Origin of the sequence: Thalassospira tepidiphila MCCC 1A03514 (assembly GCF_001662875.1) — a bacterium.
GTDB lineage: Bacteria > Pseudomonadota > Alphaproteobacteria > Rhodospirillales > Thalassospiraceae > Thalassospira > Thalassospira tepidiphila.
This window is the reverse complement of sequence record NZ_JPVZ01000004.1, coordinates 112465-128693: the sequence shown is the minus strand read 5'-3', so window position 1 is coordinate 128693 and position 16229 is coordinate 112465. Positions and strand designations below refer to the sequence as shown.

General features: G+C 54.6%; 15 protein-coding genes. 7 read left to right on the top strand and 8 right to left on the bottom strand.

Features of this window, described 5'->3' with window-relative positions:
* Positions 1–4 precede the first annotated feature (4 nt).
* From TH4_RS10860 to TH4_RS10850, 3 genes are all read right to left on the bottom strand, one after another.
* The gene (locus TH4_RS10860) at positions 5–616 is read right to left on the bottom strand and encodes a c-type cytochrome (RefSeq protein ID WP_064781126.1); all 612 of its coding nucleotides are present in this window, start codon (positions 614–616) and stop codon (positions 5–7) included.
* Positions 616–1869: a PQQ-dependent sugar dehydrogenase gene (locus TH4_RS10855; protein WP_064781289.1), complete on the bottom strand. Its 1254-nt coding sequence runs from the start codon at positions 1867–1869 to the stop codon at positions 616–618. Before TH4_RS10855 ends, TH4_RS10860 begins: the two co-directional genes overlap by 1 nt.
* A 140-nt stretch (positions 1870–2009) precedes the next feature.
* Positions 2010–2306 carry a BolA family protein gene (locus tag TH4_RS10850; RefSeq protein WP_064781125.1) on the bottom strand — a complete coding sequence of 99 codons (297 nt, stop codon included), beginning with the start codon at positions 2304–2306 and terminating at the stop codon, positions 2010–2012.
* A gap of 160 nt (positions 2307–2466) precedes the next feature.
* On the opposite strand from TH4_RS10850, the gene TH4_RS10845 reads away from it, so the two are divergent.
* From TH4_RS10845 to TH4_RS10825, 5 genes are all read left to right on the top strand, one after another.
* Positions 2467–3117: a DnaJ domain-containing protein gene (locus TH4_RS10845; protein WP_008889903.1), complete on the top strand. Its 651-nt coding sequence runs from the start codon at positions 2467–2469 to the stop codon at positions 3115–3117.
* Between the two features lie 212 nt (positions 3118–3329).
* Positions 3330–4337: a cobaltochelatase subunit CobS gene (cobS, locus tag TH4_RS10840; RefSeq protein ID WP_064781124.1), complete on the top strand. Its 1008-nt coding sequence runs from the start codon at positions 3330–3332 to the stop codon at positions 4335–4337.
* A gap of 51 nt (positions 4338–4388) precedes the next feature.
* Positions 4389–6314: a cobaltochelatase subunit CobT gene (cobT, locus tag TH4_RS10835; RefSeq protein WP_064781123.1), complete on the top strand. Its 1926-nt coding sequence runs from the start codon at positions 4389–4391 to the stop codon at positions 6312–6314.
* 19 nt (positions 6315–6333) lie between these two features.
* Positions 6334–7173 (top strand): tRNA glutamyl-Q(34) synthetase GluQRS, encoded by an 840-nt coding sequence (gluQRS, locus tag TH4_RS10830; RefSeq protein WP_064781122.1) that lies wholly within the window; start codon positions 6334–6336, stop codon positions 7171–7173.
* Positions 7174–7367: 194 nt separating this feature from the next.
* Positions 7368–9371: a putative bifunctional diguanylate cyclase/phosphodiesterase gene (locus TH4_RS10825; RefSeq protein ID WP_245227842.1), complete on the top strand. Its 2004-nt coding sequence runs from the start codon at positions 7368–7370 to the stop codon at positions 9369–9371.
* 87 nt (positions 9372–9458) lie between these two features.
* Here the strand turns inward: TH4_RS10825 and TH4_RS10820 are convergent, their stop codons facing one another.
* Complete coding sequence (locus TH4_RS10820) at positions 9459–9647, bottom strand: hypothetical protein (RefSeq protein ID WP_008889908.1); 189 nt, start codon at positions 9645–9647, stop codon at positions 9459–9461.
* Between the two features lie 448 nt (positions 9648–10095).
* Here TH4_RS10820 and rpmB point away from each other — a divergent pair, with 448 nt between their 5' ends.
* Complete coding sequence (rpmB, locus tag TH4_RS10815) at positions 10096–10389, top strand: 50S ribosomal protein L28 (RefSeq protein ID WP_008889909.1); 294 nt, start codon at positions 10096–10098, stop codon at positions 10387–10389.
* Positions 10390–10780: 391 nt separating this feature from the next.
* Complete coding sequence (locus TH4_RS10810; RefSeq protein ID WP_008889910.1) at positions 10781–11347, top strand: HNH endonuclease; 567 nt, start codon at positions 10781–10783, stop codon at positions 11345–11347.
* Positions 11348–11440: 93 nt separating this feature from the next.
* Here the strand turns inward: TH4_RS10810 and TH4_RS10805 are convergent, their stop codons facing one another.
* The 4 genes from TH4_RS10805 to TH4_RS10790 form a co-directional block, all read right to left on the bottom strand.
* On the bottom strand, positions 11441–13624 hold the full coding sequence (locus TH4_RS10805) for a TonB-dependent siderophore receptor (RefSeq protein ID WP_064781120.1): 2184 nt from the start codon (positions 13622–13624) through the stop codon (positions 11441–11443).
* Positions 13625–13772: 148 nt separating this feature from the next.
* Positions 13773–14660, bottom strand: coding sequence for a helix-turn-helix transcriptional regulator (locus TH4_RS10800; RefSeq protein WP_064781119.1), 888 nt, complete (start codon positions 14658–14660; stop codon positions 13773–13775).
* A gap of 233 nt (positions 14661–14893) precedes the next feature.
* On the bottom strand, positions 14894–15400 hold the full coding sequence (locus tag TH4_RS10795; RefSeq protein WP_064781118.1) for a disulfide bond formation protein B: 507 nt from the start codon (positions 15398–15400) through the stop codon (positions 14894–14896).
* 43 nt (positions 15401–15443) lie between these two features.
* Entirely contained in the window at positions 15444–16031 is a 588-nt protein-coding gene (locus tag TH4_RS10790) for a YqaA family protein (RefSeq protein ID WP_064781288.1), read from the bottom strand.
* Positions 16032–16229: the final 198 nt, after the last annotated feature.

The following is a 16229-nucleotide window of genomic DNA, read 5'->3' as shown; positions in this document are numbered from 1 at the left end:
CGGATTACTTGCCGGACGGCTCGGAAATTTCAATCGCGATATTACTGTACCAGTCCGCCGCGGCCTGCATCTCCGCATCCGTTAGGTCCTTGGCAATCGGTGTCATCACGTCATGAACCCGCTTGCCGGTGCGAAAAGCCTTGAGTTGCGTTTCGATATAAATGTTGGTCTCGCCCGCCAGATTGGGGGCGTCTTCCAGTGTGGAAATGCCATTCGCACTGTGACAGCCAACGCAAAGTTCGGGTGCATCATCTTCGGATGTGTCGGCGGGCAGGGTGCCTGAAACCTCGAAATGGCTGAACCAAAGCGCAACCTTGCTGATCTGATCATCAGACAGGCCGCTTGCCACCACGGTCATCATTTCATGTTCACGGTCGCCGGTCTTGAAGGCGTTCAGCTGGGCAATCAGATAATCGACCGGCTCGCCCCCGATATGCGGCGCAATCGGAATGCGCGCCAGTCCATCAAGCCCGTGACAAGTGCGACACATTCCGGCAACCTTGCGGCCATCCTGAAGGGCGTCGGCATTTGGCGTGGACGCATCTTGGGCCGCCACATTGGACACGCCCCCGGCGGACAAAAGCCCGCCGAGGAGTGCGATCATAAATCTGCGCATCAATTGCCCTCATACCAGATGCGATACAGCGCACCGGCCAGATCATCGGAAACAAGGATCGAGCCATCGCGCAATTGGGCAACATCAACTGGACGACCAAGATATTCCTCGTTCTCGTCAATCCAGCCTTCGGCAAACGGTTCGATGGTGGCATTGCCTTCAGCGTCGATGAAGGTCACCATCACCCGCGCGCCCACCGGGGTTGTGCGGTTCCACGACCCGTGCTGGGCCGAAAAGATCGCGTTCTTGTATTTGGCGGGGAACATGTTGCCGGTATAGAAGCTCATGCCAAGGTCGGCGGCATGGGCCACGGTTTCAACCGCCGGCATGACCACATCATACGGCACTTCCTGACCGGCATATTCATTGGTGCGGACATCACCGCCGCCATACCACGGATGGCCAAAATGTTGGCCTGCGGCGGTTTGATGGTTGATCTCACCGGGCGGGATATCATCGCCCATGCCATCAACCTGGTTATCGGTCCACCACAGCTCACCGGTGACCGGATGGAAGTCATGACCAACGGAGTTGCGCACCCCGTATGTGTAGACTTCGCGGCCGGTGCCATCGGTATTGATGCGGATGATGCCACCAATTCCCCACTCGCGATAAAGATCCAGCTTGTCTTCCGGTGCCACGTTAAACGGTTGACCCAGCGAGATATAAAGTTTCCCGTCCGGGCCGATTTTGCAGACACGCGCGGTGTGGTTGTAGCTTTCCTCGGCCGGCGGGATCAGATCGCCCTGCTTAACCACGTTGAACGCGGCAACGTCCGGGCTTTCATAGAAAAACTCGGCTGCGGGGAACACCAGAACACGGTTCTGTTCTGCGATATAAAGGAACCCGTCAGACGAGAAACACGGACCGTTCGGGATGCTAAACCGAAGCGACGGGGCGAAGTCCTTGACCTCATCGGCGACACGGTCCTTGTTGCGGTCTGTTACCGACCACACCTTGTCCTTGCGCGTGCCGACAAAGACCACAACCCCCTGTGGCCCGACGGCAATATGGCGGGCGTCGGGGACAATGGCATAAAGACCGATCTTGAAACCATCAGGAAGCTTGATGCGCTCAAGGGTCTTTTTGATCCCTTCGGCGTAGTCACCACCCTGTTCGATGACGGTGAATTCTGTCGTTCCGGTTGATTGGAAGTTGGAGAGTTTTTCAAGATTGTCCGGCGCAGGTGCTTGCGCATAGGCGGTTCCGGACATGGCAAGCGCAATGCTCGCCATTAGAAGGCGTTTCGTCATTACGTAGTCCTCCCGATTGTCGCGGATGCCATTGACCGGCATCCGTGCCGCGCGAATTTCACCATTCGCACGGCTTGTGTATAAGCATTGCGCCTAATCGGGATGAACGTCTAGGTTGATTTCACTATGTGGAATTATTCTTAATTGTTTTTGTTGGCCAGGGCGGTTTCGTATTCTGCTGGTGTCATGGTTTTGAGTGCCAGCGCGTGCACGCGATCCTTCAGCAACGCATCAAGCGCGCCATATACAAGGCGCTGGCGATTGACGCGGTTCTCGCCTTCGAATTTTTCGGAAACCACAAGAACGGAGAAATGGGACTCGCCACGCGGGTCTGCACCGGCGTGACCGGCATGTTTGGACGAATCATCATTGATCTGTAGTTCGACCGGGTTGAATTGTTCGGTCAGGATGTCACGGATCTGGTTGGCGACCTGCATGGTAAGGGCCTCTGTTTTCTGGTGATGTTTGCAGATTGCTGCAAAAACGTTTCTTTACGTCACGTTCTGTCATGCGGCGACCGTTTTTCAAGCCTTTTATCGCATTTAAAGCGCCCGTATGATATTGCGCGCATCGAATTTTCAGAACATATAGACGCAAATGAACCGAGGACACCGCAACAAGCGCAAGACGCTTTACCATGAAGAACCCGTTCTGCCGGAATGTGACTGGCCGGAATGTGACGGGCATGGGGAATTCCGTGCGCCCAAGGATCGCAAGTTGCGCGATTATTACAAGTTCTGTCTGGAACATGTCCGCGAATACAACAAGTCCTGGAACTATTATGCCGGCATGAAGGCCGAGGATATCGAAAACGACATGCGTCGCGATACCCACTGGCAACGCCCGACATGGCAGTTCGGTCATATCCGCGGATCAAAAAAACCGTTCAATTTCAAATTCAAGGACGGGTTCGGCTTCTTTAACGAAGACGGCGACCAGACTCATCATGGCCCCGGCGCCGAAGCCAGGGCCAATGCCGAACGCAAACGCAAAAGCGAAGAAGCCCAGCGTCGCGCTGGCGCCATGGGCATGCCTGCCGAACAGCAAGAGGCCATGGCGACCCTTGATCTTGGCTGGCCGTTCACCCGCGATGAACTCAAGACGAAATACAAGGCACTTTCCAAAAAGTACCACCCTGATGCCAATGGCGGCGACAAGGCGGCCGAGGAACGGTTCAAGCGGATCAGTGCGGCCTATACGTCACTCACACGCTATATCCGTGATCTTGAAGCGCGTGTGACACTTTAGCTTTCTGGCTAATTTTCTGCGAAATTTGATCAAAACCGGTCTATCTGGTTGCAGTTTGCGTATCTGGAAGGTCTTATCGACCAAACCTTTTGCGATAATAGATATTTTTTGCGCATCTTCCCTTTGTGTGATGCGTCATAACCGCTATTAATGAGCAAGTTTAACGAAACGACCGCGTCACCAGCGCCGGTCCGAAAAACGCGCGAGTACTTATGAGCCAAGGTTACGAAGCGAGCGGTGCAGCGGCAGAACATCCGCTTGATACACCCGACATCACCATTTCCGTCCGTGAAACGTTCGGGATTGATATCGATATGGAAGTCCCGGCATTCAGTCAGGGCAGCGAACATGTGCCGGCGATTGATCCGACCTATCGTTTTGATCGCGACACCACGATGGCGATCCTGGCGGGTTTTGCCCATAACCGCCGCGTGATGATCCAGGGTTATCACGGCACCGGTAAATCGACCCATATCGAACAGGTGGCAGCGCGCCTGAACTGGCCGTGCGTGCGTGTGAACCTTGATAGCCACATCAGCCGTATCGACCTGATCGGCAAGGACGCGATTGTTCTGCGTGATGGCAAACAGATCACCGAATTCCGCGAAGGCATTTTGCCTTGGGCGCTCAAACGCCCTGTCGCGATGGTGTTTGATGAATATGATGCCGGTCGCCCCGATGTGATGTTCGTGATCCAGCGTGTGCTTGAAGTTGATGGCAAGCTGACCCTTCTTGATCAGAACAAGGTCATCCACCCGCATTCGCATTTCCGCCTGTTTGCGACGTCGAACACGGTCGGTCTTGGCGATACCACGGGCCTGTATCACGGCACCCAGCAGATCAACCAGGCGCAGATGGACCGTTGGTCGATCATTGCGACGCTCAACTATCTGTCGGTCGAAGACGAAACCAACATCGTCACCGCCAAGGTTCCGGCGTTTGATAATGCCGAAGGCCGCCAGAAGATCGAGGCAATGGTTGCCCTTGCCAACCTGACGCGTCAGGGCTTTGTGGCCGGTGATATCTCAACCGTCATGAGCCCGCGTACCGTGATCACGCTTGCAGAAAACGCCAAAATCTTCGGGGATGTTTCCTATGCCTTCCGCGTAACGTTCTTAAACCGTTGCGATGAAGTCGAACGTCCGATTTTGGCGGAATATTACCAGCGTTGCTTTGGGGAAGAACTGCCTGAGGAAGCCATCAATGTAATGGTCCGCTAAGGCGTGGCTCTTAAGCAGATTGGCGAACTGGTTCCACAAGCGAGTAGTGCGATGAAGAATGATGAGGCTCTTTCCGGCTTCTTGCGCGGCACGGCAGCGACGTTTCGTGCGCTTGCCGGGCGCAATGATCTGGAAGTCGGCTTTGTCAAAGGCGGGCGTCCGGGCGGCTATGGTGAACATGTGCGTTTGCCGATGCCCAAACAGTCCATGCCCAAGGATGAAGTCGCCGATCTGCGCGGTGTTGCCGATGGCTGGGCGCTTAAGATGCGTCACCATGATGCGACCCTGCACGCCAAGCGCATGCCCGAAACCGCCGAGGCTCAGGCTGTTTACGATGCGCTTGAAACTGCACGTGTCGAAGCAGTGGGATCGCGGTATTTCCCCGGTGTGCGCAAAAACCTTCGCGAACATGCCGAGCAGGACTGCCATGCCAAGAACTATCACCGTGTGACATCACGCGACGATGCCCCCTTTGCTGATGCGATCGGCATGCTGGCGCGTGAAGTTTTTACCGGTGAAAAGGCCCCTGAATCCGCTGGTCCGCTGATTGATCTGTGGCGTTCACATATCGAAGAAAATGCCGGCTCAGACCTGAGTAACCTGCGCGATCTGCTCGATGATCAGGATGCCTTTGCACGTGGCATGCGCAAATTGCTCGATCACCTGTCGCTTGAAGACGACCTCGACGATGCCCCGCCCGAACAGGAAGGCGAGGATGACGAGCAAAAAGACGGCGAAAATGATCCCGATCAGGAAGATATGGAAAGTCAGGGCGGCCAGCAGGGTCAGAATGACGATTCCGAACCTGATGGCAGCGATGATCAAACCGATGCCGGTTCCGAAGAAGCCGAAGCCGGTGAAGGCGATATTGACGACCAGCAGCTTGAAGCCATGTCGCAGGAAGAAAAGCCTGCCGGACCGGGCGAGCAGCCGGAATTTGATGGTCGTAACGAGCCGGTCGAACGCGGCTATGAGCCGTTTACCCGCGAATTTGACGAGGTCGTCACCGCAGATGATCTGTGTGAAAACCTTGAACTGTCGCGCCTGCGCGCGATGCTTGATAAGCAGCTGGCCAACCTTCAGAACGTGGTTTCCAAGCTTGCCAACCGTCTGCAACGCCGCCTGATGGCGCAGCAGAACCGCGGCTGGGACTTCGACCTTGAAGAAGGCATTCTTGATGCCGCCAAGCTGGCCCGGATCGTCTCGACCCCGTCGACGTCGCTATCGTTCAAGCAGGAACAGGATACCGATTTCCGCGATACGGTTGTCACCCTTCTGATTGATAATTCCGGCTCCATGCGTGGTCGTCCGATTACGATTGCCGCCCTGTCGGCTGATATTCTGGCCCGCACACTGGAACGTTGTGGTGTTAAGGTCGAAATCCTTGGTTTCACCACCCGTCAGTGGAAAGGTGGCCAGTCGCGCGAAAGCTGGGTCGAGGCCGGAAAACCGCCAAAACCCGGTCGTCTGAACGATCTGCGTCACATCATCTACAAGGCTGCCGACACGCCTTGGCGTCGGGCACGCAAGAACCTTGGTCTGATGCTGCGCGAAGGGCTGCTTAAGGAAAACATCGACGGCGAAGCGCTGCTTTGGGCGCATGAACGTCTTCTGGGTCGCACCGAACAACGCCGGATCATGATGGTGATTTCCGATGGTGCGCCGGTTGATGACTCGACCCTTTCGGTCAATTCCGGAAACTATCTGGAACGTCATCTGCGCGAAGTGATCGAATGGATCGAAACCAGATCACCGGTCGAACTTCTGGCGATCGGGATCGGTCATGACGTCACGCGCTATTACCGTCGTGCGGTCACGATCAACGATCCGGAAGAACTCGGTGGCACCATGCTACGCGAATTGTCCGATCTGTTTGACGAACAGGGCGCGCGTCAACCCAAACGCCCGATGCGCCATGTGCCCGCCGATAACGCGCAGGCCCGCGATCACGCCACAGGCGATCGCGACCGCTGGTAAGGGCAGGGGTGCTTAAAGGATGACCGTGATCACCCGCTTTGCACCAAGCCCGACCGGATATCTTCATCTCGGCCATGCGGCCTCGGCCTTGTTTTCTGCAAAACAGGCTGGGCCGGATGGCCGTTTTCTTTTGCGGATCGAAGATATCGACCAAACCCGGTGTCGTCCGGAATATCTTGATGCGATCTATGAAGACCTCGCCTGGCTTGGCTTTGAATGGGACGTGCCGGTTCGGGTGCAGTCCGATCACTTTGCCGATTATCAGGCGGTGCTGGATCGCTTGTCGGATATGGAATTACTTTATCCGTGCTTTTGCACCCGCAAGGACATTCAGGCAGAAATAGCCCGCATTGGCAACGCACCGCATGGCCCGGATGGCGCGCTTTATCCCGGCACCTGTCGGCAGTGTTCGCCAACCGAACGAAAGGATCGCATTGCAGCCGGTGAAAGCTATGCACTTCGTCTTGATATGGCTGCGGCGATCAAGCAGGTCGGCAAGGAACTGGCCTGGTTTGATCGCGCTTCAGGCAAACAGATCGCCACCCCGGAAATCTTTGGCGATGTGGTTCTGGCACGCAAGGATACCCCGACCAGCTATCATATCTCGGTCACCCATGATGATGATCTGCAGGGCATAACCCTCGTCACTCGTGGTGAGGACTTGTTTTTTGCCAGCCACCTGCATCGTTTGTTGCAGGAATTGCTGGGCTATGACGTGCCGGAATATCACCATCACGGGCTTCTGACCGGACCTGATGGCAAACGCTTTGCCAAGCGTGACAAATCCAGGACGCTCAGATCCATGCGCGAAGAGGGGCTTTCGCCTGCTGACGTGATCAAACTGGCTGATCAATTCTGATTGACCGGGGCGGGGCGGTGATCCCTTAGTAAGCCGTAATATTTTGTGTTTTTCATATTCCCGTTGTCGTTGATTATTACCTCCGTATAGGATGTTTTGATCGAACGATGATGTCGGGGGCACAAGACCAGATGAAAAAAGATGCTGGCTTGGTTAGGGGAATTGCGAAACGCATTCTCGACCCGGGCATAGAAATGAGTGCCGGGGAAGAGTTGAACGGAAAGGTTCAGCGTGACCTTCTTGATCTGGCCTATCGCAACAATTGGGCTAACATTCTGGTCAATCTGGCCGCTGGCACCAGCATGGTTGCGATGTTCTGGCTGCGCGGCGATTTGCGCGCCGAAACCGTTATCTGGCTTCTGGTCGTCACCTTGATTTGCAGCATTCGGCTTTGGGGTGGGTATCTCTATCACCTGACGCGTGAAAACAGTACGGAGCTCTCCTCTGGTCTGCTTCGAAAATGGCGATTTCGCTATCAGATCGGGGTAATTGTCACTGGACTGCTATGGTCCATGGTTGGTGCGATTGAAATTCCCGCTGTTCAGGGCGAAAGCCAGTTTCTGACCATGATCATCATTGCCGGTATGGCTGGGGGTGCCACGGGTATTCTTGCTCCTGTCTTTCTCGTCGGGCGCTTTTATCTGTGTGCGCTGCTATTGCCGCCAGCCGTGATCCTGTCGGTGATGGGGGATGCGAACTATATCCTGTCCGCCTTGGCGCTGGTGTTCCTTCTGGTGATGCTGGTTACACATCGCAACAATCACGCGGTTCTTTTCAGATCTTTTGTCCTCAAACATCAAAATCAGGGGCTGGTCGAAGACCTCCGGCAGAAAAACCGGATTACCGAAAACTGGAATGCCACCCTCGAAGCGCGGGTCGAGCAGCGCACAGAGGAGCTGCGCAATCTGGTCGAACACGATGCCCTGACCGGTATCCTTAACCGTGACGGGATTGTCGCCTGGTTCGAACATAAAAAGAGATCGGACGCGCTTCTGGATTACGCCGTGCTGTTTATCGATCTGGACCGGTTCAAACAGATCAATGATGGCCTCAGTCACGCGATAGGCGATGAAGTCCTGCGTGCTGTCAGCATGCGGCTTAGGGAATGTGTTGATGACCGCCATGCATTGGGGCGTTGGGGCGGGGATGAGTTTCTGATTGTTCTGGCCGCCCCGCATGAAGAGTTACACCCACTGGTCGAAACCACGGTTGAACTGGCGCAGCGCGCGGTTAATCAGCCGATCAATATTGTCGGTCATACATTGCACGTCGGGTTCAGTACCGGCGTGGCCTTTTCATCTGGACGTAATCCGTCGATATCGGAACTGATCCACTGGGCGGATCTGGCCGCGGCCGAGGTCAAACGATCCGGCCGGGGCAGTGTGCATAACTACGACAAGATGCTGCTGACGGAACAGGAACGTCGCCTGAGTGTGACACAGGCGCTGCGTCGGGCGCTGAGTGCCGATGAGTTTTATATCGAGTACCAGCCGGTCATTGATGCAACCCGTGGCGACATCATCGCCTACGAGGCCCTTTTGCGCTGGAACAGCGCGGTGCTTGGCACTGTGCCGCCCGATGAATTCATTCCGATTGCCGAGGAAAGTGCGCTCATCGTTGATATCGGGGAATGGTGCATGCGGTGCGCCTGTCAGACCCTGCATGACCATACCGAGATTCCGGTTACCACGAAAATTGCCATCAACGTTTCGATCCGTCAGATCGTGATGCCGAATTTTCCCGATATGGTTTCGCGCATCCTGACGGAAACCGGACTTGCATCCAATCGGTTGGTGCTGGAAGTCACGGAATCGATCTTTGAAAAACGCCAGACGTCCCAGATTTCCGCCGTGCTTGATCATCTGCACGCGATGGAAGTTGGCATTCATATTGATGATTTCGGGACCGGGTATTCATCCTTGTCGCGCTTGCACGAAATTCATGTCGATGCGGTCAAGATCGACAAGTCCTTTGTCTTGTCGATGGATGAAAATGCCCGCGTGGTGATCGAGGCGGCAATTCTGATCGCCCATCGCTTTGGTCTTAAAGTCATTGCCGAGGGGATCGAGACGCCGCAACAGCGTGCGGAACTCCGCGCGATGGGGGTAGATGCCTATCAGGGATACTTCTTTGCCCGTCCGGGGCAGCTCCCGTGTCGCGACATTCACTGGCAAACTGATCCGGATTTGCCAGCCTGACTGTGTTTCTTTGAAACTGGCGCAAAAAAAACGGCCTGCCGCAAGCGTGGCAAGCCGTTCATAGTCCTGTTCTGCTGGGGGACAGAATCAGCGGCTAAAATCAATCAGAACAAGGAAGCTGACCGGCACAAGCGCCAGCGCGACATAAATCCAGAAGGATGCGATCGGAACGCCGAACGCGGCAAGAACATAACCGGCAAGGTAAAGTGCCAAGCCAATTACAGCGACCAGCAGAATGCCCAAAAGCGGCAGAGAAACTTTGCTATCTGATTTCATGTCCCGTCATGCTCCCGAAACGGATTTCTTAACTCATGGTGTTGAACCTACCATGCTGTGCGCGTAGGCGTTTTGATCCGTATCAATAAACGCGACAGATTGAATCCAAAGGCCTTTGCAGGCATCAAGCAGGGTGCTCTTATTATATAAACACAGAGAATCGATTGTTCGCATTGTGTCAGGATGGCGCAATTGCCTGTAAATGGGGTCTTTGTTATTGTCGCCCCGGTTTGGAAAACATCAGATTCCGTGCGGTTGAGTTGGGCAAATACCGGCACAAACCAAGGATTATCGTCAAAACAGCTCTGATAAGCGTTTTTGTCGCGGTTTTCGGTTGATGAAGGCTTGACGGCATGGGTTAGAGGCGGTAATAACCCGCTTCCAAGCGCGGGCCTGCATGTTCAGGCCAAGCGTCCTTTTGCGAATTTATAGACCAGGAGATCAGGTCATGGCACGTCGCTGCCCGGTATCCGGCAAAGGCGTTTTGGTCGGCATGAATGTGAGCCACGCCCACAATCGTACCAAACGTCGTTTCCTCCCGAACCTGCAGCCGACCTCGCTGCTTAGTGAGTCGCTCGGTCGTTCGGTGCGTCTGCGTCTGACCACCAATGCTGTCCGCACCATCGAAAAACGTGGTGGTCTGGATGCGTATCTGCTCAGCACTGCAAATGCAAAGCTGCCGGCAGATTTGGTGAAAATCAAACGCCAGGTCGCCAAAGCTGTTGAAGCAAAAGCTGCCTAATTAAGGCTTCTGCTTTACAGACAGAATTTACGAAGGCTCGCTTTTTAGCGGGCCTTTCGTTTTTTTCGGCTCTGTGCCTGGGCAACCGATGCGTCGGTTTTGGCCACACCAGACAGGCTGCCAGACATTGTCGGGCGGCTTTTTTTGTGCCGTATCGCACGGCAGTTACCCAAGGGTTCCTTGGGCTGCGCAAGGGTACTGTCTCAATAAACGCGACTCGGCAGAACACGAGCTTTGCGCTTTTGGAAATTTGCTCTATACTTTGCTCTATCAGTGGTTTACGTCGCCGTGTCGCCCGGTTTGGTGAAACGTCATGATATGTTCATCAACAGCGATTCCCGGACCTGCTAAATAAGGCAAGCGACTCGGTAAACACGGTGGAGCGGATGGTATGCATTTATCGCCCAATGCGTGTCCGGCACTTGTTCTTAACGCCGATTTTCGGCCGTTGAGCTACTTCCCGCTATCTCTTTGGTCATGGCAGGATACGCTCAAGGCAGTCTTTCTTGAACGCGTCGATGTTCTGTCCGAATACGACCGCGAAGTACGCTCTCCTTCCTTTAAAATGCGCCTGCCGAGCGTTATCTCGCTCAAGGAATATGTCCCGCTTAAAAGCAGCCCGGCCTTTACCCGGTTTAATGTCTTTTTGCGCGATGAATTTTCCTGTCAGTATTGCGGTGACCGCCTGCCGACAAATGAACTGACCTTTGATCATGTCATCCCGCGTGCGCGCGGTGGGCGAACCAATTGGGAAAACATCGTCACGGCCTGTTCTGACTGCAACCTGTTTAAAGGCAGTCGATCGGTGCGCGAGGCTGGCCTGCGACTGCGCAGGACGCCGGGACAGCCCTCGATGCACGAACTTCAGACCACAGGACGCCGTTTCCCGCCAAACTATCTTCACGAAAGTTGGCGGGATTTTTTATACTGGGATACCGAACTGGAATACGACTTCTAGTCGACACCGAAACTTTTACAGAGTTCGGCTTGGCAACAAAAAAAGCCGACGGCAGGACCGTCGGCTTCATTGTATTCGCTGGCTCAAGAAACCTTACAGATCGAGGGTAAGCTTTAGAAGTGCCGTACGTCCTTCGCCATAGCCGCAGGCCGTGGCCGAACTGCAACCTGCGACATATTCCTTGTCAAATAGGTTGCTGACATTGAGGCTGAGGTTCCACTGGTTCTCAACGCCGTAGCCAAGGCCAGCGTCAAACAATGTTGCTGCCGGTACTTCGTACTGGTTGGCCTCGTCCGCATAGGATGCGCCTTGATAACGTACACCACCACCTAGGCGAAGGCCGCTGAGCGTGCCCTGACGGATGGTGTAATCGAGACCAAGGGTCGCCATCTCGGTCGGGACGGTGACCGGTTGCTTACCAATCACACTTGCGTCTTCGTCCTTGGTAACTTCAAGGTCGTAGGCAGTTGCGCTAGCGCTGAGCAGAAGGTTCTCAGTGATGTTCGCCTTGGCTTCAAACTCGATACCCTGTGAGTTAACTTCACCAAGCTGACGCTCGTTCTGGAAGGTGCCGGTAATCACGTTCTGACGGGTCAGGTCAAATACAGCAACCGTGAAAAGGCCATCGAAGCTATTGGGGACGTATTTCAGGCCTGCTTCATACTGGCTGCCGGTTTCCGGTTCATACACCCCTTGGGAGCTTGAACCGAGAACCGGGTTAAAGAACGTTGCAGCGCTTACATACGGGGTCAGACCATTGTCGAAGGTATATGCCAAGCCAGCGCGACCGCTCCACTCACCTGTGGTTTCGCTATAGTTGTTGTACCGGGAAATCGGATCGTCGCCATCGGTTTTGACATAATCATAACGACCATTCAGCGTCGTGATCCAGCCGTCACCAAACCGGATTTGATCCTGTGCATATACACCGATCTGGTTCATGACAATGTCCTGATCGAGATAGGCAGATCGTGCGACCTGTGCGGTGCCATGTACGGGATTCAGCGGATCAATATCGGTACCTGCGCCGGAATATTCTTTGCGCGACATATCAAACCGCTTTAGGTCGATGCCACCAAGCAATGTGTGATCAAGTGCACCGGTCTCAAAGCGTTGTTCGAGCTGGTTATCAAGACCGATGGATGTGATCTGGGTGCGGTGTTCGAACCCCCAGCGATCAAGGTCGTAATTGGTGGTTGTTGGTGATGTTCCACCGGTGGCATAGCCACTTGGGTAGTAGTAAATCTCATGAATGTCTGCATGTCCGATCCGCGCATTCTGGCGGAAGGTTAGGTCGTCATTGAGATCGTGTTCAAGTTCGTAACCGACCATAACCTGACGGCGCAGGTTTTTATCAAGGTCGGGTTCAGAGAAGTTGGTTTCCGGATCAATCTTGCCATAAGGCGCATCTTTGGCAGTGCCGAAATAGGGCAGGAAACCAAGGCCACCATTATGCTTGCCGTCCACGAAGGTAAAGCTGCTAAGCAGGGTCAGGCTGGTGTCTTCGTTCGGCGTCCAGGCTAAGCTTGGTGCAACCGTCCCCTGGAATCCTTCATTGTCGTCGGCCTGTTCGTCGCCATTGGTAAAGTTACCGGTCAGGCGGTATGCTGCAACGTCACTAAGCTTGTCGCTGAAATCGATGCCTGTGCCATATTTCCCAGTCTCGGTGACGGAAAATTCAAGACGGCGCAGTGGCACATCGGTCGGGCGTTTGCTGACATAGTTTACCATGCCGCCGGGATTGGTGCTGCCATACAGGACAGAGGCGGCACCGCGCAGAACTTCTACCCTTTCAAGATTGTAATCATTGACCAAGAATGCGCCAAAGCCATAGGCGTAGTTTTGCAAGCCATCAAGATAGGCTCCGCTCTGGGTTGCTTCAAAGCCACGAATGAAGAACCAGTTGGTATCCGTGTCGGAGCCATAAGGCTGGGTGAATACGCCAGCGGTATATCGCAATGCTTCATCGACTTTATCGACACCACGGCTGTCCATCTCTTTGCGGCCGATAACGGATACGGATTGCGGGATTTCCTCAATGGCGGTGCCGGTTTTTGAGCCGGTTGCACTGTGTGTAGCAACATATCCGTTTACAGGAGCATGTGCAGGCTCTGCTTCGGACTCAATGATCAGAGGTTTAAGGGTAGTGCTTTCGCCGTCACGTTCTGTCGCGTCATCTGCAGACTGCGCCAGCGCAAAATCGGGTGCGGCAAAAACCAACGCAAGTGCCGTACCCAGCAAAAGGGTCGAAGACAGTTTCTGTCCTGTAAAACGCATTTGGGATTCCCTGTATCGGTTGTCTTTGACGACGACCTGTCGGGCGGGAACCGGCGGGCCATCTATGATGATGGCCTTTCCGATATCACGCGGTGGGGGATGGAATATTGAACCGGATTTCGGCGTATTGAACGGGATTTGGCTTAAGTTACGCGATCTGTTCCTTGCGCCAGGCACCCGGCGTGGTGCCAACGATTTTGCGGAACACGCGGGTCAAATGCGCCTGATCGGCAAAGCCGACCCGAAGGGCGACCGAGGCAAGCGGCGTCTCGGCATCTTTAAGCAAGTTCTTGGCCCGCTCCACCCGGGCTTTCATCTGCCACTGTTGCGGCGGCATGCCGGTACTTTCGCGAAAGGCCGAACAGAAATAGGATTGTGAGAGCCCAGTCAACTGTGCCAGTTCATCAAGGCGGATGGTGCGTCCGCAATTCTGTTCGATATAATCGACAGACTTGCGCAAATGGTAGGGTGCCAGTTTGCCCCGTTTGCGCTGCGGTTCATTGGCTTGACCGGGCTGCAGCAGGGCTGCGGTCAGTGCGCTGATCAAACCTTCGCCATAGATCTGCGGGCTTTGGTGTTCGCTTTGCAGGTCGTCGGCCAGCAACCGGACCAACGTATTGATGCGCGGATCGCAAAAACCGATGCGCGGTGTTTCCAGGGTCGCGCGGTCAAGTGGCACGCCCATGCTGTTTTCAAGTGCGTCGACATCAAGATGGATATCAAGATGACGCAGACGACACGCGCCAAAAATCTCGGATGAGACCTCCATCCCCGCCGGGATGTAGGACAGGCATCCTTTGCCGCGACGTTGCTGATCTGCCGCGTCATCTGAGGAACGGACGTTGATACGCCCATCGCCCACGCAATCAAGGATCGCTACCAGACGCGGGGCTTGCGAAACGTAGGTTCCCCCGGCCTCTGCTTCACATTCCACATGCCATAAATCGGAAATGGCGGTGTTCCAGCGACGGAACCGCAGGTCATCAAGAAGGGAAATCCCTTCGATGTGGCTGGTCATATGCGGATGGAATGCCATGGCGCTCACGACAATGGGGTCCTTTATGCAGTCGGAACTTATGGTGCGAATGGGTCTCAATATAACTGGGAATTTTCTGCAAACAATAACAATTCTCATTATCATGCGAAGAATTGTCAGATTTCTGAGCAATTGTTCGCGCAAAAGGCGAACCGTAGAAATGCAAAAACCCGCCTGACGTGTCAGACGGGTTTTGTGAGGCTTGGTTTCAGCAGCTTCGAAGGTGTTCGCGGTTATTTCTTCATCCAACGCGACGGCGCAATCAGGCAGAAAACAGTGAGCGCTGCTGAAAAGAACACGTTGATGGTCGGCATGGTGATGCCAAACAGGGTCCAGTCGATCTTGTCGCAGCGAATGATCGGTTGCGCCATAAGCTGCGCCTTGAGGTCCGCGACCGATGCGGCACCGCTTTGCACGCCGCCACACATGGCGGGTCCTTCCCACCACAGTTCCTGAACACCAACGTGGTAAAAAGCGATTGCTGTCCCGACGGCAAAGGTCGCAGCACACAGATAAACCACCGCCCGTGCGGCGGCAGGAAAGCGGATCAGCAACAGCGCGATGATCGAAAGACCGGCAACCACATAAAACGGCACACGCTGATAAAGACACAGCACACAGGGAAGCAACTTCTGGACATATTGCGCGTAAAACGCAAAGCCGATGCTGCCTGCTGAAACCAGCAGCAGGGCAAGGGGCGGAAAGGCCGGGATGAAGCGTGGGCGCAGCAAATTGAACATCAGTGGGTCCGTTTATTGGCGTGCATAAGAATTTGGCGTCGGGTCAACCATGCGGGATCAGTTTGATTGCGGCAAACCCGCCGACAAGAACCACGATAAATATGGTGAAAACGAGGCCCAGTCGACGTTCGATGAAGTCACGGATGACAGGGCCGAATTTCCAGATCAGGGCGGCAATGACAAAGAACCGCAATCCACGCGCCAGAACCGATGCCAGCGTAAAGACAACCGGGTCAAGTGCGGTCACACCCGACAGGATGGTGATCACCTTGTAGGGGAATGGCGTTACACCGGCAATGAACACCGCCCAGGCACCCCAATCATTATAATAGTCGCGGAACTGATCAAACTTGTCGGCATAGCCATAAAGCTCCAACACAGGCTGTCCGACCGTTTCAAACAGGAAGAATCCGATACCGTATCCGACAAGTCCGCCAAGCACCGACCCGACGAGGCAAATCAGCGCATAACGCCAGGCGCGCGTCGGGGCGGCAATGATCATCGGGATCAGTAAAATGTCAGGCGGGATCGGAAAGACAGAGCTTTCAATTGCTGCAATGAAAAACAGGGCCCAGCCGGCATGGCGGTGGCCGGCAAGGTTCATGGTCCAGTCATAGAGGCTGCGGATCACGGCATAGCGCCTTGTCATGTTGTCTGCGAATTGGGAGCGGCGCTTGGCCTTGAAAACAGGCCAGATCAAACCGCATTTTGCCAGCAATCGCAATGGCGCAGTTTATCCGTATCTACGCAGACGTATTTTTGCACAAAGCCCCATTGACCCGGCGAAATTTACGGCTATTATCCGGCCCGTTGATGGAGGGTGCGCACA